Origin of the sequence: Psychrobacter faecalis, assembly GCF_016107575.1 — a bacterium.
GTDB lineage: Bacteria > Pseudomonadota > Gammaproteobacteria > Pseudomonadales > Moraxellaceae > Psychrobacter > Psychrobacter faecalis.
In genome coordinates this window covers 1-20,415 of sequence record NZ_JABAST010000047.1, presented here as the reverse complement: position 1 = coordinate 20,415, position 20,415 = coordinate 1, and the positions used below count along the sequence as shown (strand labels likewise).

Annotated in this window: 20 protein-coding genes, 2 pseudogenes and 1 riboswitch; of the genes and pseudogenes, 14 read left to right on the top strand and 8 right to left on the bottom strand. The window is 40.8% G+C overall.

Annotated features, from left to right (window positions below; all coding sequences use genetic code 11):
• The first annotated feature begins 263 nt into the window (after nt 1–263).
• Nucleotides 264–692 (top strand): hypothetical protein, encoded by a 429-nt coding sequence (locus JFC07_RS11765; protein ID WP_198329090.1) that lies wholly within the window; start codon nt 264–266, stop codon nt 690–692.
• Between the two features lie 322 nt (nt 693–1,014).
• Nucleotides 1,015–1,605, top strand: a complete 591-nt coding sequence (locus JFC07_RS11760; protein WP_198329089.1) for a recombinase family protein — start codon at nt 1,015–1,017, stop codon at nt 1,603–1,605.
• A gap of 253 nt (nt 1,606–1,858) precedes the next feature.
• On the opposite strand, the gene JFC07_RS11755 is transcribed toward JFC07_RS11760, so the two are convergent.
• Nucleotides 1,859–2,722 (bottom strand): DMT family transporter, encoded by an 864-nt coding sequence (locus tag JFC07_RS11755; RefSeq protein WP_068406593.1) that lies wholly within the window; start codon nt 2,720–2,722, stop codon nt 1,859–1,861.
• Nucleotides 2,723–2,869: 147 nt separating this feature from the next.
• Between JFC07_RS11755 and JFC07_RS11750 the strand changes: the two genes are divergently transcribed.
• The 3 genes from JFC07_RS11750 (at nt 2,870) to JFC07_RS11740 (ending at nt 4,952) form a co-directional block, all read left to right on the top strand.
• A complete protein-coding gene (locus tag JFC07_RS11750) occupies nt 2,870–3,760 on the top strand; it encodes a LysR substrate-binding domain-containing protein (protein ID WP_068406595.1) in 891 nt (296 codons plus the stop codon).
• Between the two features lie 342 nt (nt 3,761–4,102).
• A complete protein-coding gene (locus tag JFC07_RS11745; protein WP_068406597.1) occupies nt 4,103–4,453 on the top strand; it encodes an IS630 transposase-related protein in 351 nt (116 codons plus the stop codon).
• Entirely contained in the window at nt 4,428–4,952 is a 525-nt protein-coding gene (locus JFC07_RS11740; RefSeq protein WP_198329091.1) for an IS630 family transposase, read from the top strand. Before JFC07_RS11745 ends, JFC07_RS11740 begins: the two co-directional genes overlap by 26 nt.
• A 50-nt stretch (nt 4,953–5,002) precedes the next feature.
• On the opposite strand, the gene JFC07_RS11735 is transcribed toward JFC07_RS11740, so the two are convergent.
• Together JFC07_RS11735 and JFC07_RS11730 are read right to left on the bottom strand one after the other, a co-directional pair.
• A complete protein-coding gene (locus JFC07_RS11735) occupies nt 5,003–5,701 on the bottom strand; it encodes an LrgB family protein (protein ID WP_068406601.1) in 699 nt (232 codons plus the stop codon).
• Nucleotides 5,702–5,723: 22 nt separating this feature from the next.
• A complete protein-coding gene (locus JFC07_RS11730) occupies nt 5,724–6,203 on the bottom strand; it encodes a CidA/LrgA family protein (protein WP_082894347.1) in 480 nt (159 codons plus the stop codon).
• Between the two features lie 135 nt (nt 6,204–6,338).
• Between JFC07_RS11730 and JFC07_RS11725 the strand changes: the two genes are divergently transcribed.
• Nucleotides 6,339–7,229 (top strand): LysR family transcriptional regulator, encoded by an 891-nt coding sequence (locus JFC07_RS11725; RefSeq protein ID WP_068406606.1) that lies wholly within the window; start codon nt 6,339–6,341, stop codon nt 7,227–7,229.
• A gap of 9 nt (nt 7,230–7,238) precedes the next feature.
• Nucleotides 7,239–7,427 (top strand): annotated as a pseudogene (locus JFC07_RS11720) (integrase core domain-containing protein); the annotation flags it as partial.
• Nucleotides 7,428–7,649: 222 nt separating this feature from the next.
• On the opposite strand, the gene JFC07_RS11715 reads toward JFC07_RS11720, so the two are convergent.
• Nucleotides 7,650–8,585, bottom strand: a complete 936-nt coding sequence (locus tag JFC07_RS11715) for a LysR family transcriptional regulator (protein WP_198329088.1) — start codon at nt 8,583–8,585, stop codon at nt 7,650–7,652.
• Between the two features lie 98 nt (nt 8,586–8,683).
• On the opposite strand from JFC07_RS11715, the gene JFC07_RS11710 reads away from it, so the two are divergent.
• A complete protein-coding gene (locus tag JFC07_RS11710) occupies nt 8,684–9,118 on the top strand; it encodes a DMT family transporter (protein WP_068406610.1) in 435 nt (144 codons plus the stop codon).
• Nucleotides 9,119–9,126: 8 nt separating this feature from the next.
• Entirely contained in the window at nt 9,127–9,588 is a 462-nt protein-coding gene (locus tag JFC07_RS11705; RefSeq protein WP_068406631.1) for a DMT family transporter, read from the top strand.
• 284 nt (nt 9,589–9,872) lie between these two features.
• Here the strand turns inward: JFC07_RS11705 and JFC07_RS11700 are convergent, their stop codons facing one another.
• The 3 genes from JFC07_RS11700 to JFC07_RS11690 form a co-directional block, all read right to left on the bottom strand.
• Nucleotides 9,873–10,643 (bottom strand): alpha/beta fold hydrolase, encoded by a 771-nt coding sequence (locus JFC07_RS11700; RefSeq protein WP_226928813.1) that lies wholly within the window; start codon nt 10,641–10,643, stop codon nt 9,873–9,875.
• A gap of 259 nt (nt 10,644–10,902) precedes the next feature.
• Nucleotides 10,903–11,475 carry a manganese efflux pump MntP gene (locus JFC07_RS11695; RefSeq protein WP_198329087.1) on the bottom strand — a complete coding sequence of 191 codons (573 nt, stop codon included), beginning with the start codon at nt 11,473–11,475 and terminating at the stop codon, nt 10,903–10,905.
• A gap of 7 nt (nt 11,476–11,482) precedes the next feature.
• A riboswitch (yybP-ykoY riboswitch) is annotated at nt 11,483–11,650 on the bottom strand.
• Nucleotides 11,651–11,743: 93 nt separating this feature from the next.
• Nucleotides 11,744–13,231 carry a PepSY-associated TM helix domain-containing protein gene (locus tag JFC07_RS11690; protein ID WP_198329086.1) on the bottom strand — a complete coding sequence of 496 codons (1,488 nt, stop codon included), beginning with the start codon at nt 13,229–13,231 and terminating at the stop codon, nt 11,744–11,746.
• A 668-nt stretch (nt 13,232–13,899) separates the two neighbouring features.
• Between JFC07_RS11690 and JFC07_RS11685 the strand changes: the two genes are divergently transcribed.
• The 5 genes from JFC07_RS11685 to JFC07_RS11670 all read left to right on the top strand — a co-directional run bounded on the left by JFC07_RS11685 (nt 13,900) and on the right by JFC07_RS11670 (nt 20,238).
• Nucleotides 13,900–14,502, top strand: a complete 603-nt coding sequence (locus JFC07_RS11685) for a TetR/AcrR family transcriptional regulator (RefSeq protein WP_198329085.1) — start codon at nt 13,900–13,902, stop codon at nt 14,500–14,502.
• A 76-nt stretch (nt 14,503–14,578) separates the two neighbouring features.
• Nucleotides 14,579–15,733, top strand: a complete 1,155-nt coding sequence (locus tag JFC07_RS11680) for an MFS transporter (protein ID WP_193030752.1) — start codon at nt 14,579–14,581, stop codon at nt 15,731–15,733.
• 705 nt (nt 15,734–16,438) lie between these two features.
• Nucleotides 16,439–16,747 carry a hypothetical protein gene (locus tag JFC07_RS13220; RefSeq protein WP_227514964.1) on the top strand — a complete coding sequence of 103 codons (309 nt, stop codon included), beginning with the start codon at nt 16,439–16,441 and terminating at the stop codon, nt 16,745–16,747.
• Nucleotides 16,677–18,089: a hypothetical protein gene (locus JFC07_RS11675; protein ID WP_227678323.1), complete on the top strand. Its 1,413-nt coding sequence runs from the start codon at nt 16,677–16,679 to the stop codon at nt 18,087–18,089. Before JFC07_RS13220 ends, JFC07_RS11675 begins: the two co-directional genes overlap by 71 nt.
• Before the next feature lie 433 nt (nt 18,090–18,522).
• Nucleotides 18,523–20,238 (top strand): OmpA family protein, encoded by a 1,716-nt coding sequence (locus tag JFC07_RS11670; protein WP_082894349.1) that lies wholly within the window; start codon nt 18,523–18,525, stop codon nt 20,236–20,238.
• A 37-nt stretch (nt 20,239–20,275) separates the two neighbouring features.
• On the opposite strand, the pseudogene JFC07_RS11665 reads toward JFC07_RS11670, so the two are convergent.
• A pseudogene (locus JFC07_RS11665) lies at nt 20,276–20,415 on the bottom strand (IS982 family transposase); the annotation flags it as partial.

Below are 20,415 nucleotides of genomic sequence, written 5' to 3'. Positions count from 1 at the left end.
CAACGCTAAATCCTGTAAAAGAGCAACAACAGCAAAGATTACAAGCCGCTTAATTCGGCTTATGGTGACAACTACCTTGAAAAACTCCGCATAAAGAGTGTATCGGTAAGGCATTAATGGCGTTACCTGTAATGAATAGTGTGAATCAATGCGCTAGCCTACCGCAAACCAAACTATGGTAGCCAAAATCTGAATTTAATCACGTAAACCAAGAGAATACTGCTAGATAGCAGTGTTCTCTTATTATATTCAAAGGGAAAATCATGCGTTCTTTGCTTCTAACGACAATATGCTTAACGGGCAGTTTAGCTCTAGTGGCGTGTAATAACCATCGAGCCGAAACCACAGATCTTAGTCAGCAATCTACAATGAAAATGCCGGTAGCATCAGCGGCATTTACCGCTTTTGGCAATAAAGGAAAAAGTTGGCGGACAGTGGTTAAAGGAAATAAATTAAGTGTAGAAGCAGATTTCTTAAAGCCCACTACAGTTGTAGTAGTGGGCTCCGCTAATACTAACGGCTTCGAATACGAGAGCACAATAAACGGGCAACCTATTATTTTGAATATACGAAAAAATATTTGTATTGATGACAACGGCTATCAAAATGAATTTATTGCCACATTAAGCTATGCAGGTAGAACATATCAGGGTTGTGCTGTTGCCGGCGCAATAGAAACTGCGCCCACATAGAAGATAAGCCTAAGCGGTATCGGAAAAGGCTGTTATCTTATCGAATGAATAGCATACCCCAAGGGAACTACCTATTTTACCTTTCAAACCTATTAACAGACTACTTAAAACAGACTGGTATAATGGAACCATTTATAACAGACTTTTGAATTATAAGACTGCCTGCTGTGCTTTTTTCCTATCATTGGCCTATACCTAAAAAATAAAACCTCTAAACGATACTCTATCTATCATTAGACTTATTTCTATTATTAAATGATATTAATATCATGATATTATCAATGGACATTAATTTATAAGTCTAAATAATATAGGTGGCGTTATGACCGTTCGTATTTATGTGAGAGCCAGCACTAAGGATCAAGACGCTAAGAGAGCCTTGACTGACTTGATTAGCTTTAGCCAAAGCTATAACGATAACCTTGTTGAGTACGTTGAGCATTTCAGTGGTACAAAGCTCGATAGGCCAGTATTAGCTAAGCTATTAAAGGACGCTGATCAAGGCGATATTCTGCTGGTTGAAAGCGTGGACAGATTAAGCAGGCTATCTCAAGATGATTTTGCAATTCTAAAGCAGCGCATCAAAGACAAGGGCTTGCGATTGGTGGTGGCTGATCTACCAACTACGCATACGGTAAGTAAAGGCATGACAGGTGAGATCCTAACAGTGATTAACCATATGCTGATCGACTTATTAGCAACGATGGCAAAGCTTGATAACGATAAGCGTAGAGAGCGTATTAAGCAGGGGTTGGCGAACAGTGGTTATAAGCCCACTGGTAAGAAGCCTAATACAACGAAACACAATCGTATTAAAGAATTAGCCAGTCAAAACAATATGACGAAAGAGGAGATTGCTAAGGCGGTTGGTGTTGGGGTGGCTACGGTCTATCGGGTGTTAAAGCAGGGCTAACAGCTGAATAGTTGAGGTATTTTAAATAACAGTTTGTCTTTTTTATAGACACGATACTATTAGATACATAAGAACCAACTTGGAAGTTTTTAATCATGCAACCGACTTATTATAGTGTCTAACAAGTAATCTACAGTTTCGTCAAGCATGAACCGATGTAAACGTTAAATAACATTTTAGTCTGATTCATAACTTTTATTATTTCTTATTATTTATGGCACATCAGCTTGATTAGGTTTTAAAAGCTATTATCCTACCCAGTTTTTTGTCTAAGCCTCATAGATTCGAGAGTAGCTAGCCATATCAAAGGTAGGATAATCAGCGCAGAACCTATTAACAAAGTCATATTTGGTACTTCGTTAAACCATATGATTCCAACCACCACCGCCCCTAGTAAACCTGAGTATTCCGCACTAGAGACTTTGTACGCTTCAATGTGTCGGTACACCTGTATGCATATACCCGCATAAATCAAAATAAATACATTTGAACTGGCGGCCGTAATCAATGAGTGCCAGTCAAATGGCTGTCCCTCCCAAATAGCCAAACCAAGCGCGAATGGGATTCCTAGTAAATTGGTCAAAAGTAGCGTTTGATAGACAGTATGATGCTGTGGAAGTTTACGAACTAACAGATTGTTTAGCGCCATGGTTACCGCCACTATAAGGGCAAACACCGCCCCTAAATTGATCTGTTTCGGTTGTACAATAACGAGGATACCAGCAAAACCTAATATAGAGGCTGCGATAGTCGGAAAGTTTAATCTGTCTTTATAAAATAAAAAACCCAGTGGTAATACAAATAAAGGGGCGGCATAAAAAATAGCATTCGCAGTCGCAAGAGGCAGTGCTTGAAGAGACAGTACCATGAATATCACACCCAATAACCACACGTGACTACGAACAAAGTGCCATTTTATATTACTGAATAACTTGTTCTTTTTATTAATTAAGCAAAACGGCAACAGCATTAAAACCGCTGTGCATTGACGAAACAGGATAAATTGATATACCGCCGTCTCAGAGGGCAAGGCCTTTATCAAGGCGTCTGAGAAGACCGCAATGATATTTCCTAGTACCAATAGCGTCATGGCAAATGCAACACTCATCTTTGGCATTCTTAGCCTCCTCGCCCTACTCTAAATTCAGAAACTGTTAAAACCCCAATGGGTTCATGCTGATTTAACGATCTGTCAGGCAGTATATTCAAGTAAGAGTATGATGTATAATGATATAAAACATATTTAGTATTACCTGAGGTAATAATGGATTTACCACCGCTGCGTGCAATACAGTGCTTCGAGTCCGTTGCACGGTTTAACAGCTTTTCAAAAGCAGCAGAAAGCCTCAATGTGACACAAAGTGCCGTGAGTCACCAAATACGCATCCTTGAAGAGTATCTTGGGGAAGCAATGTTTTACAGGCAAGGCCGGACCTTTTCGTTGACAGAGGTTGGTGAGCGTTATTTCACAGATGTGAGTGGCGCATTGGGTCTACTTTCAGATAGTAGTCAGATTATTAAACATGGAAAACCTGGGCATATACGCTTAGCTCTGTACAGTTCAGTCGCAGTGAATTGGTTGATTCCTCGACTAGAAGACTTCTATAGACAGTATCCAGAAATAGAACTTACTTTAGATATGGTTAATCATCCCTCTGATTATAATGAGCAAAGGGCCGATTGTTATATCACCGTCGATCCTCCTCCACATGCTTTCATCAGTAAGTTTTTATTTACTGAAACTTTATATCCTGTTTGTGGTCAAAAGCTTTGGGAGAAAATAAGAGATAAACCCCTTCCTGACGCATTGTGGCGGCATCCAATATTGTCTGTGAGATATGCAGATACAAGCGTGAATACAGCAGAGGATTGGCTGCGGTGGTGTAAGGCAGGCGGATTTGAATTGCCAAGCGATATAAAGATAAATCATTTTAGTCATGTGCTACTAGCGATAGAAGCCGCACGGTACAATCTGGGCATTACTCTTACCAATAATTATATGATGCAGGATGACGCCTATAAACAAAATATCGTTAAAATCCCAATGCATGAACTACTAACAGGGGATAAATTTTACTTCGTTTACAAGGAATTAAAGAAAAATCAGGATGATATTATTAAACTATGTAAATGGTTAGAATCTCAGTGTGAGTAAAGAAATCCTCTATCTTATTTGTTGTTACAAGAAAAATAATGATTTGTTAAGGGGTTTAAAATGATGATTTAGAAAATCCCGATTCAATAACTCATAAACACTCGTATCCTCAAAAAATAGTCATTCATTTTATCTGATATTCAAATAATATAAGTTAATAGGTTGAAGTTTAAAAGAAATAATGCTCATTACATTTAGTTAAAGTCGAATTAACTTTAGAATAAAAACGGAAATTTATACGTTTTTTTATTGTTTATCTGTTAGTGATAATGGCTGTTATAGTCAATTCCACCTAAAAGTGTTATAAACTAATTATCAAACCCAATTGTTATTATAAAGACCATGACTTACTCACTAGATTTTCGCAAACAGGTACTAAAAAGTATAGATGACGGTATGACCTTTGCCGAGGCAGCTGAGTTTTACAATCTCAGCCCAACCACCATACAAAACTGGAAGCGGCGTGTTCATAGTAAAACAACCAGGCAAACCAAACCTTATAAAATACCAGATGATGTGCTACTTAATGATGTCAAAGAGTATCCCGATGATTACCAGTATGAGCGAGCTCGTCGCTTAAACTGTAGTAAAACAGGCATTTATCATGCCCTAAAGCGCCTAGGCATCAGTCAAAAAAAAGACCTTAGAGCATCCAAAAGCCTGTCCGATCAAAAGAGCGATATACCACAGTAAGCTTAATAGCTTTAGGCAGCAAGGCTATCCCATCGTTTATATGGACGAAAGCGGTTTTGAGCACGAGACCATTCGCTCTCATGGTTATGCACCGATTGGTAAGCCTTGTATCGATAGCTACAACTGGCAAGGTAAAAAGCGAACCAACGTTATCGGTGCTCTCTATGAAAAGATGCTGTTTGCACTAGATTACTTTAAGCACAACATTAACAGCAGCATATTCTACGAATGGTGCAAACAAACCCTAATCCCAAGTCTTAAAACCAAATGCGTGATTGTGATGGATAATGCCAGATTTCATAAGAAGAAGCGCATTCAAAAGCTACTGAACAGGCATGGTCATCGTATTCTATGGCTGCCACCGTACAGCCCTGACTTGAACCCTATTGAAAAAAAATGGGCACAAGTAAAGTTTCTACGCCAAGGCTGGATGGAAAACGACTTATCCAAGTTGTTTTATGATGTTTGTCCTAACCATAACAATTTTATTTTGAACTGACTATATCATATCTATTCTTAATATAGATTAGGGTCTCTATATATATTTGCTTAAACTTGCCCGAATAACATTACGCCATGTATTAATGAAGGACCTAAGAATACCATAAACAATCCCGCTAAAATCATTGTTAAACTTGCTATAACGCCCTCATCCTCATTGCGCTGACTTGCCCGGGCTGTACCAAAACCGTGTGATGCATTACCAAATGCGATTCCATTTGCAAGATGGGAGCGAATACGAAAAAAAGTCAAGATCATATCCCCTAAAATCATTCCCACCATCCCTGTAATCAAAGTAAACAATGAGACTAAAGAGGAAGATCCGTGAATTTTTTCAGATAAGTCTAACGCAAATGGTGTCGATATTGAACGGGCCATCAAGCTATAGGTCAAGGTCTTATCAAAATGAAACAAACCAGCGAATATATATATGCTTAAGACCCCCACCACCATCCCGACAGTTATGGAAGCGGTCAAAGCCAAAGCATGTTGACGTATTAAACGACGATACTCATAAATAGGTATAGCAAACGCAACCGTTGCGGGGGCAAGTAGCTGCACAATCCAAGCTGTATCCTTCCAATAAGTATCATAAGAGATATTAAAAATAATCATTAATGAAAGCGTTACTACTGGAACCGTGATAGCAGGGTTTAGCCAAGATTTTCGATAGCGCACATAGACTACTCTAGCCATATAATAGGCAGCTAATGTCCAAATGAGACAAAGGATTGACCAAGTATTCATCGCAAATCCTCACGCATTATTATCATTTTTTTAGGTTTAATTGGGCTTTATGAATCTGATGACGATACAATCTACGTTGCAAACGGCGCCCCATGATAAAGGTTAATGCTGAGCTTAACATCACCATCGCGGTACTCAAGATAATTGTCAGCATTAATTGCCATCCTTTACTGACAAACAGCGCCTTATATTGAAGTATTGACATCATAAGCGGGATAAACATTAATACTAATTCACCCAAAACAAATTTTGCACCCAGTCTGACCCAGTTAACCTTAATAGCACCACTCATTAATAATATCAGCATTAAAAACATTCCTAAGACGCCTGAGGATACGGGTAAATGCAATAATTCAACCAATATCTCAGCACAATACCAGACAGCTGCGATAATAGCGCATTGCATAAGGACATGAAGCCATGATTGGCGATAGAACTGTTGAAGTGTAAGTTTTTTTTCATCTACAAAAGATAGGGATAAGCGAATATTAGGATTACGCATAATAATTGTTGTTTGTTGATTAGAGACTACTTAGTATAAAAATACCATAGTCATAAATTATGAATTATATTTTTATTTTTATTCCCAATTTCTATAATAAATTTCATTATCCTTCCTAACCATGGTTTATTATTCATGATAACTTTGAAACAATTACGCTGCTTTGTGACAGTTGTAAAAACAGGTGGGTTTCTTCAAGCCAGTATTCAACTCAATTTAACCCAACCCACCGTTACCAAATCTATCAGTAACCTTGAAGAATATTTAGGCGTAGCTCTGTTTGATAAGCCTTTGACTCATAGAAAAAAGCGGCTAGTTAATTTAACGGAAATTGGCGAACACCTCTATATTCAAGCAGTTGATATCTTACAAAAGGCAGATAATCTTGAACAAACAGTAGTAGATTATCAGCAATTAATAGGTGGTAAATTGCGTTTGGGGATTTCACCGTTAGGCAGTGAAATACTAAGCAAAGCTATTTTTAACTTTTACCAAATGCATCCTAGTATAGAAACTTCACTTATCGAAGATGGTGCTGAGTCACTTAAGCAGGCCCTTCTAGAGGGGCAACTTGATGTGGCAACATTGATGAAGCCGATTGACGATGATTTTGACTACTTGTCGATATGTTGCTATCCAGTGGTGGTCGTAGCAAATAAAAACCGTATGGGTAAGCAAAAAACCAAGGTAACACTTAAGTCACTATCAAATGCCCCCCTAATTTTATTTACCTCCAATTCATCATTTACTCCGATGATTATAGAAAACTGTCAATCACTAGGTTTTGAACCTAATATTATTTGCCAAACCAATCAGTGGCACTTGCTTCTTGACATGGTAAAACAGGATATGGGCGTGACTCTCTTGCCTCAATATTATACTCAAAAGTTGGATTTAACAGGATTAGTCTGCTTGCCACTAACCCAACCTCAGTTAAAATGGGAGCTTGTCATGGCTTGGCGCCGTCATCGCTTGCTTACACCAAGTATGCAAGCTTGGCTTGATAACATAAGAAAAAATATATAACTAGGCCTTGATAATGTTTTGGCTGAAACAGGGCATAGATTATACAAAACAGAGGTGATTGAATATTTGAAAGCAGATTTGCAAGGTTTAGCGAATGTACAACTTGCGACATTGAATTGGGTAGATCGGTTCAATAAAAAGCGTATACACAGTGCATTGGGCTATGTATCGCCTTTTGAGTTTGAGAGCCTTTCCTAAAAAGTGTGTAACTGCTTATAATCCAATAACCGAAGAATAAGCAATGACTACTCAATCTGACCTTAAAAAACTGGCCGAGCAAATGGCACGCAGCATGTCATAGATAATACTTGAGAATTTATTATGCGCATTTTTATCAGAGAATATATGCATCATCATTCTCTCATGTGCATCTCTTTCGTAAATAGTGACAACTATGTTGACAAACACCGTTATGGCCGTTTAATTGAGTTGCCAATAAATAGGAGTGCCATAAACCTTGGCAAAATAATCAATTAGCGTTCTTACATTTAGAGAAATGTGACGAGTATGAGGATAGAGAGCAGCGACATGCTGAGGTGTGGTTTTGACTGCCGTACTATAATTAGGCAGTAGCTTAATAAGCTCACCACTCTTCAAGTACTCACCGATAAGCCAATCTGGAAAAAGCACGATTCCCATTCCTTTGAGTGCAGATACCAATAAAGATTCTGCATTATTAGACATCAATAAAGCAGGCGCTAAGAATGGCGTCCAATCTTCATTTCCTGTTTTAAAGAGCCAACGATTGGGTCCTGTTGAGCCCTTATACACTAGGCATTTATGATGCGTCAGATCTGCTGGCACTTGCAATTTACCATGTGTGTTTATATACGCCGGAGAAGCGGCAAGATGATAGGTTTGCTCACCAAAAATACGCGCATGAAAGGTCGAGTCATTTAAAGTACCGATTCTAAAAATAACGTCTGTTGCGTAATGATGAGGATCAATAAAGTCATCCGTTAACGTCAAATCTATCTGTAATCTAGGATATTGAGCACTAAGCTGCGGCAGCCAAGGTGCGATATGGCGTTGTCCAAAAAAAATAGGGGCGTTGATTCTAATTAAACCACCCGGTTCTAATGTCCTATCTTGAAGTTCCTGCTGTGCTGCATTCATGCTTTCAGTCATAGATTTTGCATAGCGCATAAATACATGACCTGCTTCAGTAGGAGTAACAGCGCGTGTATTACGGTAAAAAAGCTGCTGCCCCAGTGAATCTTCTAACTGCTTGATGATACGTGACACTGTAGAAGCTGACACGCCTTCTTTTCGCGCCACTACAGAAAAACTCTGAGCGTCAAAAACCTCTATAAAAAACAATAGTGTTTGTATGCTGATGGTATCTACCATATTCATTTGTGCAACTTATGCAAAGGTCATTTCAGTATTATAGCGTTTTTTAATGGGTATAGGCTGCGGTACACTACGCCGCATTGCTCATTGAGGATTATTACATGCAAATTTTATTAATACTTATTGTTGTTTTAGGGGGCATGGGATTATCTGTTGAAGCGGGATTACTTGGACCTTTAGGAAATGAGGTAGGCGAGCTGTGGGCAACGTTGAGTATTTTTGGCGTTGGCGCTGCTCTGACATTCTTTTTGATGTTGTTTTTTAGTCCGCGAGATAGCCCATCCTTTTTTTCACAGCCGCCTTTACTGCTGGTTGGTGGTATTTTGGGGCCTGTTTATGTTGTGGTATTAACCGTGGTCACGCCTGTCATTGGCATTGCGCTGACGATGATTGGCATACTGGCTGGACAAGTGTTTCAGAGTTTACTCATAGATCATTATGGTTTGTTTGATACCATAGAGCGAAAAATAGACAACAAACGAATTATTGCTTTATTTTTCATTATTGCCGCACTTATTTTTATGGCAAAAGGATAATCTAAATGATGCTTATTTTAATGATTGTATTGGCAATAATTGGCGGCGCGGCTTTAAGTGTTCAAGCAGCATTAAATGGTCGCCTTGGCAGCAACGTTGGGGTGTTTAAAAGTGCTTTTTTAACCTTTTCTGTGGGTGCGGTTGTGACCGCTTTGCTTATTTTCTTTTTTGAACCAAGTCATACGGTCACTTTGATGGATGTGCCTAAGTGGCAACTACTTGGCGCTTTGTGTGGTGTTCCTTATATTGTCATTATGGTGGTTGCGGTCCAGCGTATTGGAACTGCTGTGGCAACGGTAGCCGTTATTTTTGGTCAGCTGAGTATGAGTGTATTAATTGATAATTTTGGTTTGCTTGGTAATGAGGTCATTAGCCTTTCAGGTAGTCGAATCAGTGCTTTGGTTTGTTTGGCAATCGCGCTTTATTTTATTTATGCGAGTAGCAAGTCTGAGCCTAAAGAGGCTCAGTAGCTCATATATATTGATTATTACTAGGGCATGACTTCAATTTAATCGATGGACATCTAAATGGGCTAAAAATGGCTAAATTTTGCCAAACTTCATCAAATAGCTAGGTAATATCCCGATATTAACGGCGCTATTTTCCTTGTTTGACTGCAATTTATCTCATTTTTATCACCATTTTTAAAATGAAGACACGCCCTAGACATATTTTTCACTTTGTAGCTATGAAGAACTGGGTGTATTACTGCTGAACCTTCTTATAATGATAGTCGCACACCGTTCAGGTGCTTCTATTGGCAGAAGATGTCCATTGTCTGATAACTCAATGATGCGTTCAACGGGACGAGATCTTCCCAAACTTTACGAACCTCATTGCTAATAAATATGGAAGGTTTGCCAATGATAATGGTGTAGGGTACATCAAGGTCGTTGAGCTCTTTTAAAGCATCATTGACAAAAGGAGTGTCAAAGTAGCTTGCCAACTCTTGCTTAGGGGCGAACAGTAAGCTGTATTGCTCTTGCTCATTTTGGACAAGACTGTTTTTTGCAAAAGTATAAAGATGATCGTCATTGATACGCTTGAATGCGCGATGCGCCCGTAGATAGTCGTAGTATAACTCAATACTCTCCCAGTTCGTTTGCTTGGCTAACGTGCTTTTGAACGGTTCTTGACCAATCTTTAAGTCGTCAGGCGCAGCGTTCATCATGAGGGTTTGCGATTTGGTAAAAGTCACAGGCTCTATCAAGTAAAGCTCTGAGAACAGCTCTGGACGTTTGGCTGCGGCGATGGCGGTGGCGGTAGCACCTTGAGAATGTCCAATACCGACGATAGGGCTGTCTTGTGTCTTCTCTAAAAAATCAATCAATATATTGGCATCTTGCTCGCGGGTAAGCTTCTTGACGGATGGTAAATCGTGCCAGTAGCCGCGCATGGCAAGACTGGTGATAGCAAATTGCGCACTGAGCTTGGTTAATAGTGGTAAATAGACGCCAGTCGTAAAGCCGTTGCCACCATAGAAATGAGCCGCTGTCCTCGATGTATTTCTATCCCTATTACCCAACGCAGACAGGTCATGATAGCGCGCTTGTTTGTCATCTAATGTGATGTTGCGTTCGAATGTGATGTTGCGTTCGAATGTGTATTGAGTGGATATAATGAGTTCAAATTGAATGGGGTAAATATGCCACTTTTAACATGGATACGTAGTAAAAGAGATTTCCTTGAGCCAGTCGCTGACCATGCGGCTGACTTGTTGGATGCAGCTGATAAGAAAATAATAAAGAGGACTAAATTATCAGGTCACATATAGGCTTTTGCAATTAAAAATGGCTGAATAGAATCCACCCACCGATGGCAATTAGCATTAAGCCGCCGAACATTTCTGCTTTATGGCCGATGAGTGATCCCAGTACTTTTCCAAGCATCACGCCAAACGTGACCATGGTGGCCGTCGCCAACGCAATCAAGCTTGCTGCTAGTAGAATATTAACTTCTATAAATGCAAGACTAATACCGACAGCCATCGCATCGATACTAGTACCAAAAGCAGCAACAGCAAGTTTGAGAAACGAATGTCTTGAGGGGGCTTCTTGTTCTTCATTATCCGGTTTTAGCCCTGCATACAGCATGTGCAGCCCTAAGCCTAATAGAATGACGAATGCGACCCAATGGTCCCATGCTTCAATAAAAGAGGCATCGATAAAAGAGGTAGCAGAACGGCCAATTAACCAGCCAATGATAGGGGTAATCGCTTCAATAGAGCCAAAGATGACACCCATTCTTAACGCTTCGGTAAAACGGGGGTTTTTAAGACTTGCGCCTTTACCAATCGCCACAGAAAAGGCATCAGTAGACATAGAAAAAGCAAGTAATGAAAGTGCAATAGGATTCATGTGATGTTCTCAGGCCGAGTATAGAGTCAACGACATACGCACACTCTCGACCTGCAGTGTGGATATATCGATGGTCTCGCCAACCGAGAGGTGTTCGTACCATGGCATATGGCCAAGCATGTTGACACGAACTCTTTCGCAGAACGAAAGCAGGCTACTCCCCAAAGAACGCTCACATTAACATGTCTATGTTACAAGTCAATAAGAAAGTATCTAGTCAGGCTTCTTTGAGGCTATAGCCTATAACAGTAGAATCTATTAAAGATACTTACTTCAGTAGCTTGCGTAAAAATTTAACACGCGATATCAATAAAAAATCTAATAAAGCGATGACAACAATAGCAATGATTGCCGTTGGGAATATGATAGCGACAATAAGTAACGGAATGGCAAGCGTCCACCCTATAGTAAAACGCTGACTACGAGCTGGTGGATTGAGTCCAGTCATGTCGTTAGTTTGACGAGGACGGCGTTGCCACCACATCACATAACCACTCACACAAATGGCAATAACAGAGAGGCAGAATAAAACGTTGGCTAATACACTCCACCACCCCAGCGTCCCCATGTGTATGGCAGCACCCGCTGCCATAAATTTACCAAACGCATTGTAATCATCGAACCGTATATCAGCCAAAACCTTGCCCGAAGAGCGGTCAATATGCACGGTGCGATCAGCCGTTGGGCTTTTCATATCGTAGCTCATTGAATCTTGGCTAATCGTCCATACGCCTGTCTCCCCTTGCGGTAGATTCAACTGATAACGCCCTACAAAACCAAGCTCACGAGCAAATCGATCTACGGTATCAATCATAATGGGTATATTGGGCGCAATACCGTTTTTACCCATAGTCGTACCTGATTCTGGCATTGGTGTTAACTCTAGTACCCAAGGCACGTCTTTAGTCTTTCCTGAGTTTAATACGCTACCATGTGTGTGAGCTGTGGCTGCTGTTGCGCCATGGACGAGCGGCGCGGCATCGGCGTTATCCATATGCATATCAGCATGATTCTGACTGTGGTCAATCGAGATTGGCATTGGCGCGACGCCCCATTTACCCGCAGGGAAGTGACTCCACGACTGTACAATGCGCTCACCCCAAATTCCTGCCCAAGCCATTCCCGAAATACAGAAAAACAATAGCAAAACAGATATCCAACTGCCTAATGTCGCGTGGATCGTCCGGAAAAAGGAACGCTTTTTCTTTAGATTGGTATCGTCAGGAATCAACATCGCTTTGACAGATTTACGCTTATGCCACCACAAATACCAGCCAGTTAGTATCATTAGAATTGTTAATGAAGCAGTCGTTTCTTGAATATAATCACCGACTTTACCCAGCAGCAAATCACCATGAATACTGTCAAAGGTATAATACAGATTGCTATTGCTGGGTGTACTGTTGACGATATCTGCAGTATAAGGATTGACGGCTACCATATTGTCATGGTCTTCTGATGTTACCTGAAACAGAGCTACCTTATCCGTATCACGAGGGGCGATATATTTAACGAGGGTACTATTGGGTAAGGTATTGAGCGCGTTTTTAGCTTGGGTAGCGAGGGGCGCTTGCATTGCTGTTTCGGGAACAGTAATGCTTAAACGGTCATTGTCTCGTCCCACTGTGTTAGACATAACCAACATACCAAGTGCGGTACAAGATAAAATAATTAAAAAAGGGACAACAAATATTCCTGCATAAAAATGCCATCGCCACACGGTAAAATAGTGCTGATTGCTTGTTTCTTTATTCATAAATAGAGATTCCAATAGCTTTATACTTTCTAGCTAGCTTGGCAATAAAGTGGACAGTGAATGTCTTGTTCGCTTGTGCTGACTTTGTGGTTTATATTCTGAAGCGCAAATATTCAGAACATAATGGTTTTTTGATGGTGCGATATAATGCCAGATGCTTTTTTCTCCAGTGATATTAATTTCGGTATATTGCAGATGCTAGAGGGCATAAGGAATAATAGTATGTTGACCCTAGATAGCATGGTTAAAAATCATTGAACCGGAGTTAGCTAGTAAACTTAGATGTACACTGTTCCACTCTTAGAGACTATATCTATCCAAATAATCTAGGCTACAGGTTAATATCCAAGTCCTTACTAGGGTACCGAACCAGTGGAAGCGCCTGATTGGTTCGGTGTGAGACCTTCCTAAAAGTGTTTAACTACTTATACTATATGGTAGTTACACAAAGTTTGGGGAAGGCTCTATTATTAATTCCAAGTGTATTATCTACACTCGAAACCTTTTCTAAGAACCTCATCAAAGTATTTAAAAACCAACTCACTAAGTACATTGATTAGAATTTATATCCCATAATTAAACTACTTTCTAAAACTTAATTTAATATTTGACAAATCGTTCCATAATATTTAGTATTACCCTAAGCTCACTTCCACTCAGGCTCATCCATGAGTGATGACAAGTCCAATACTCCAGGCCGTCCTAGGCAGTTTGAAGATAAAGAAATTATTGACGCAGCCATAACTGTATTTAGTAGTAATGGCTACGCAGGTACTTCTGCGCAAAATTTATGTGATGTTACTGGATTAGGGCGAGGAAGTCTATATAACGCCTTTGGTAGCAAACAAGCCTTATATGAACAAGCCTTGTTGCGTAGCCATGAACAAACCATGGCTGCACAATTATCTATTCTCACACAGCCAGGGCTGTTCAAAGAACGACTACGATCTCTTTTACTTTGGGGGATTGCTGAAGATCTTTCACAATCGGAACAGCGCGAAGCCATGGTCTTATTCTCTGCTTTGGAAATAGGAGATAAAGATCAGGTTGTTTCAAGCTTGAATCTAGAGTATCGACAACGCCTAGAGAACTCGCTGCTCACAGTATTCGCCGAAGGACAAGCAAGTGGGGAATTTAGTACCAGAGCCTCAGCTCTTGAAATGGCGCGAGGCTTTTTAGCTGGTTACTATGGTTTGCGTGTACTTAATAAAAACACTTCAGATAAAAGCTTTCTGGAAGATGTGGTTAATGGCCTCTTAGCCAACTTGTAACTGCATCATAAATGGAAAGTAAATTAAATCCTTTAATTTTGTAATGATCGTTAAATAAATAGGAATGTATTAAAAAATGCCATTAGCAGTATATATATTAGGTCTGGCTATTTTTGCCGTTGGTACAGCAGAATTGATGGTCGCTGGTATGACCGCCACTTTATCCCAGGCCTTTGGGATCAGTGTAGGTGACGTTGGACATTTAATTTCATATTATGCCTTTGGTGTCATGTTGGGTGGACCTGTACTCACCTACTTTTTTCTCAAATATAAAGTTCAATATCGAAAAGTATTGCTGATTCTTTTAGCCCTCTATGTCGTGGTCCAAGGTTTAAGCGCCTTTATCTCCAGCCATGCTATTTTAATTGCGATCCGTTTTATCACCGGTGTCTTATGTGCAGGTTGTTTAAGTCTTTCTCTTGCTATAAGTATGGCCATGGTACCTAATCATAATAAGCCTCGAGCAGCAGCAATCGTTATTGGTGGCTTTATGATTTCTAATGTGTTTGGTGTTCCTCTTGCGACGATGATTGATCAACAATGGGGTTGGCGCATTACTTTTGGCTTAGTCGCTGTATTGGTATTCGTTTCTCTTATCGCTTTAGTACGTCTTTTACCTGAAGTGTCAGGTGGTGGACAGCTGAGAATGGAAGAAGAGATCAAGGCCTTTAAAAATAAAGCTTACTGGAAAGCCTGCGTAACAAGTTGTTTGATTTTAGGCGCAAGCTTTGCTGCATTTAGTTATTTCGTCCCTGTTTTGGTCGATATAACTGGATTTAGCATGCATGTCGTACCTTTCATTTTAATGGCATTTGGGTTTTCAAATATTGTAGGTAATACGATTACTGGTCGTTTAGCACATAATCATAGCCTTAAAATTATGCTCGTTGGTCTAACCGTATTAAGCATATCTTTATTTGCTTTTGCAATCTTCGCTGAATACAAAACTGTAGCGATCCTTGCAATCATTTTGATTGGATTATCTGGCGTGCCAATGAACCCGGCAATGATGGCAAGGATTGTCAGTGTTGCGCATCCGGGTCCTATGGTCAATGCAGTGCACACCTCAGTAATTAATATTGGTTTAGGTGGTGGTTCATATATAGGTGGTGTAGCAATTACAAATGGTTATGGTTTACGTTCAGGCTTATGGATTGGTGTAATATTAGCAGTATTGGCATTGGCTTCACTTCTACCTTACGTACGTAATCGTCAACAAGGTTGGGGTTAGAGAAATAAACTGCCTCAGGATTGTTGGAGATCTAACATTCTGAGAGGATAGGACAATAAAAAAGCAAAACTACGTCTTTTGATCTTTATCTAAAAGTATCACAGTCTCATATAAAAATCGACTTAATGCAGTAAGGCTCAATAATAACCATTATGTTGCATTCATAATCACTTTTCTGCAAAATAATATGAGTATATGAGTATATGAGTATATGAGTATATGAGTATATGAGTATATGAGTATATGAGTGAAGCTCAGTTCTTTCGATAATATAGTGCGGCAAACGTGCCAAGCAATTTAAACCAAGATCAATATTGCAGCTTTCATATGTACGTTTTAAAAGCTCCACATAGACACCTATCAAAACCTTCTTTTGCTGGTGATGTGCCAAAAAGCATACTGATTAAAATTTGAACAATTTTTGAAGCCTTGAAAGCTTTATAAAATCAGAGAACTTAGCTTAGATTTCCTATTGCCTTTTACCGCCAGCATACTTTTTAGAACACCGCCAAAAAAAGATTAAAAATGATAGGTAATTTATATGCCAATATTAGCTTGTTAAGTATCAACTAAGTGTTGACTAAATGTTGACCTGTTAAGCGCGCATTTTTATGGGCGTGCTACAGTCTACAGCGTATAAAACCGAAGTCAAAAAAAGAATCGCTGTCCCATATCTTAAATTAACGCCGATAAAGGCTGGAACTTATGAATATCATCGACCAATTAGAGCAGATAGTGACCCCAGCCGTCTTAGTTAGCCAGATTAATAATGAACAGGTTATTGATGGTCATCCTGTCGATAACGGCAGCGTGTCTTATGTCAGCTTATTGGAGCAGTTTTATGCCATTTTGGCGGCGCGTTTGGCATTGCCGCAAATTTACTCGCAGTTATTGCGTGATGATGAGCCAATTGCTAATGAAAATATAGTAGAGACGCCATTATTTGAACAATTATGGCAAGCCCCAAGCGCGCCAAACCATTATCGAAGAGCTGGCAGTGACCCATCATATTGATGAGCTGACTACCACAAAGCTCATCATGAATGCCGCGCCACTGGCTTATCGTGAGCTTAAGGTCATGGCCAACGGGCAGTTTTTACCAGCATTTTTACAAAGTGAGCAGCCCTCACTGCGCCATTACCTGCCAATATGGGCAGCACCGCTCATTACCGTCGCACAAGATAACCCTGATGAGTTGTTTGATTATCAAAACGCCATAGTCAATGCTGCGACAGAAACCGTTTTATTAAATAAAGATGCTACTGAAGCAAGCGTAGTAAGTCCTTCTACGAACTTGATAAAACAACCAAACGTGGCAACAGAACTTGCTAGTGAAAGCTTCGATAACAGCCTAGCTGCGAGCGCTATTCATGCCAATCCTGCTGAGCATCACTTAGCAGATAACAGCAGTTTAAAGCGCGAAAAAGTACGAACCCGCAACCAACGTAATGACTTATTAATACGGGTGTTTTTATTATTGGCCGCCATCGCAGCGATTGGATTGGTATGGGCATTTTTAATTAAGCCTAATGTAGTCCCGCCTGTAGAGCCAGTGGTGACTGCACCTGCTGTGGTAGCGCCTGTCGCTGAGCCAACCGCGCAGGTGTTGACGCCCGCTACGCTTATCGTTGGTGTGGATAATAGCGGCAGTCTTTATACCTGTAGCGCCTCCGTCGGTGACGCCGCGCTACAAAGCACGCTGCAACAAGCGCTCAATAGCAGTTTTGGCGAGCAGGCAGGGATGTGTCAGTTTACGGTACAAGAAGGCGTGGCTAACAATATTGCCAATATGCCTATTGAAGCACTGCCTAATATCCTGACATTATTAAGAGCGACACCATTTGCCCGTCTACAGTTGCAAAATGACCGTATGACAATAGAAGCGCCGGATGGTATGCAGCTACAAAGATTGACCACTGAAATCCGTACTTTGGCACCAGCGATAATGGTAGATAGTACCGCGCCGCTACCATTGCCGAATAGTGCAGAAAACGGTATAGGGGCCGATAATATGGCGATGAACGCTGCAAACAATCAGTTTGCTCAAGATGGAAGCAGCATAAATGACCAGTACGCTGGCACTAATAATATGAATAACAGTAATGCAAATAATAATAACGACTATCAAGCTTCTGATGACATCACCGGTGATAGCGTGACGCCTGCACCGGCACGCAATAGCGATTTTAATAATCCGCCTAGAGCTAATGAGCCTAGAAGCAATGAACCTAGAGCTAACGAGCCTAGAAGCAATGACCGTCCTGCATCGACGCGGCCACCGGGACCTTTTTCAGAATCAGAAGTAGACGATATGGCAAATAGCGTTATCGTGGCAGAGCCTGCGCAAGTCAGATGATAGTTTAAAACGCCTAACAAATAATGAGCTAAAGGACGGTAGGATCAATCATTGACTATCCTCCTTTTTATTTTTGCCTAAAAAGATAGACAGTCATTTCCAGATATAATGGGTATGTTAGTAATTTGTACTGTAAAGACTTCGCAGTTACGTGTCACAACTGAAACATTACTTAACGTAGCAATTGCACAACAGCCCATCGATTGTGAATACCGCCTTAATACTTTTATAATGACAAAAGTTGAATATGGATAGTGCTGATATTTATTAAGCCGCTTTTTAATACCTAGTGTTTATTAAATGCTGATATAAATATTAATATTAAAAAATATCGTTATTAAGAAATATCAGTACTATTAACTTTTCAGTTTTTTGAGAATGCAGTTTAGTGCAAAACAATTATTTAGAATAACAATTATTGAGGAATGACATTATGGATATTATCAGTCACTTAACGCGGACGGTTAGCCCTGCAGTACTAGGCGATGATCGCAATCCCGCTAAGCAGAACTTACTTGAGCAATTTTATGCTATTTTTGCCGCGCGCTTGGCAGACAATACGACTTATACACGTTTTGCTAATGAAAATATCGCCCGTGATGACCAAGGGTTTTATGACCGCGTATGGACCGATGGCGCTCACCGCGACCAAATTGCCCGTGAGCTTGCGGGTAAACATAACGTTGATGTGACCGCAGCCCGTGGTTTGATTGCGATGGCCGCACCGTTAGCATATCACGAAATCAAAAGCTTGGCCGGAACCACGCCTGTGCCCCAATTTTTAAATGACAATCTTGCTAGTTATCAGCACCATATTCCGGCATGGGCAAGCGCCGTTCTGCCTGCAGGTATGATTGCCGCACCAGCTGGAGCGCATATGTCTGATACCGTGAGCACTGCGCCTATTCGCCGTGAAGAGGAAGAAAAAGGCAGCTTTATGAAAGCGCTGCTACCGATTATCGGTTTGATTATCTTAGGCGCCTTGGCGTGGGCGCTACTTAGAGGGTGTCAAGACAATCCTGAGCCAGTCGGTACGCCAGTTGCCACTGAGCAGCAAGCGGCTAATGACGGACAAACAGTGGTTGCAGCCGATATAGAACCGGCTTCACTACGTATTGCGACTGGTGAAAATAGTGGATTATATGCCTGCCGTATGAACGTTGGTAACGAGACGCTACAAGGCAACGTGATGGACGCGTTGACAGCGGCATTTGGTGATGAAGCCAATAATTGCCGCGCCGATGTCGATGATAACTTCTCGATAGATATGCCAGCTGCCGCTCAGCTTTCTTCTATTTTGCCAATCGTCAAAAATGTGCCCAATGCCAGTATGCTGATCAAAGGCGACACTATTACGGTCAATGCGCCAGATTCAGCAGCATTAGATAAATTGGTTGCTGATTTACAAGCCGCAGCGCCAGCTATGACGGTACAAGCAGAAGGTCCGCTCGATGAACAAAGCGAGATTGATCGCAGTTTAGCAGCATCACAAGCGGCGATGCAGAACCTTGGTCAAGACCCAGATCCTCGTGATGTGGCTCGCGCGCTGAGCCTGCAAGTCGTGAACTTTGAAGTAGATAAAGCTATTATTCCAGAAGCTAACAAGCCATTATTGGACAATGCTGTTCAGATTATGGAACAAGTGCCAGATATGAAGCTGATGATTATCGGCCATACCGATAAAACCGCCGATGCCGCTTATAATATGAAGTTGTCACAAGAGCGCGCGCAATCGATGAAAGATTATCTGGTTGCGCAAGGTGCGGATCCAAGTAAGCTTATGACCAAAGGTATGGGCGAGACAGATCCAATCGCTGATAACGCTACAGAGCAAGGTCGTTTCCGTAACCGCCGTATCGAGTTCGTCGTCTATGATGAAACGGCAATGGCCAATGATGGCGTGGCGATTAGTAACGGTGCGCTCGATCCAGACTTAAATCCATTAGACAGTAACAATGATGATCTAATGCCTGACAGTGATGACCGTACAGGGAACAATTTACCTGCACCGAAGAGTTCGATACCGACATCGAATAGCAGACCAATTGACCCAGATTTAAACCCATTAGATCGCAATAACGATGATGTCTTACCAGATGGTGATGATGTCAGTCGTGGTACTGCCTTAGACCCAAAAGCCAGTAATTAATAAGAATTCTAATTACTTATAGTTATTTACCCCACTCTCAACTTGAAATAAGCAAATCAAACTGAAGAGGCGGATTACCAAGTTTTTTGTTGAGTACAAAGCACAGATTGTGTGACAGAATCTTACGAATCAATCGATGAGACAAATGCCATAAATCTCTTGCTCGTACCCTTTGTA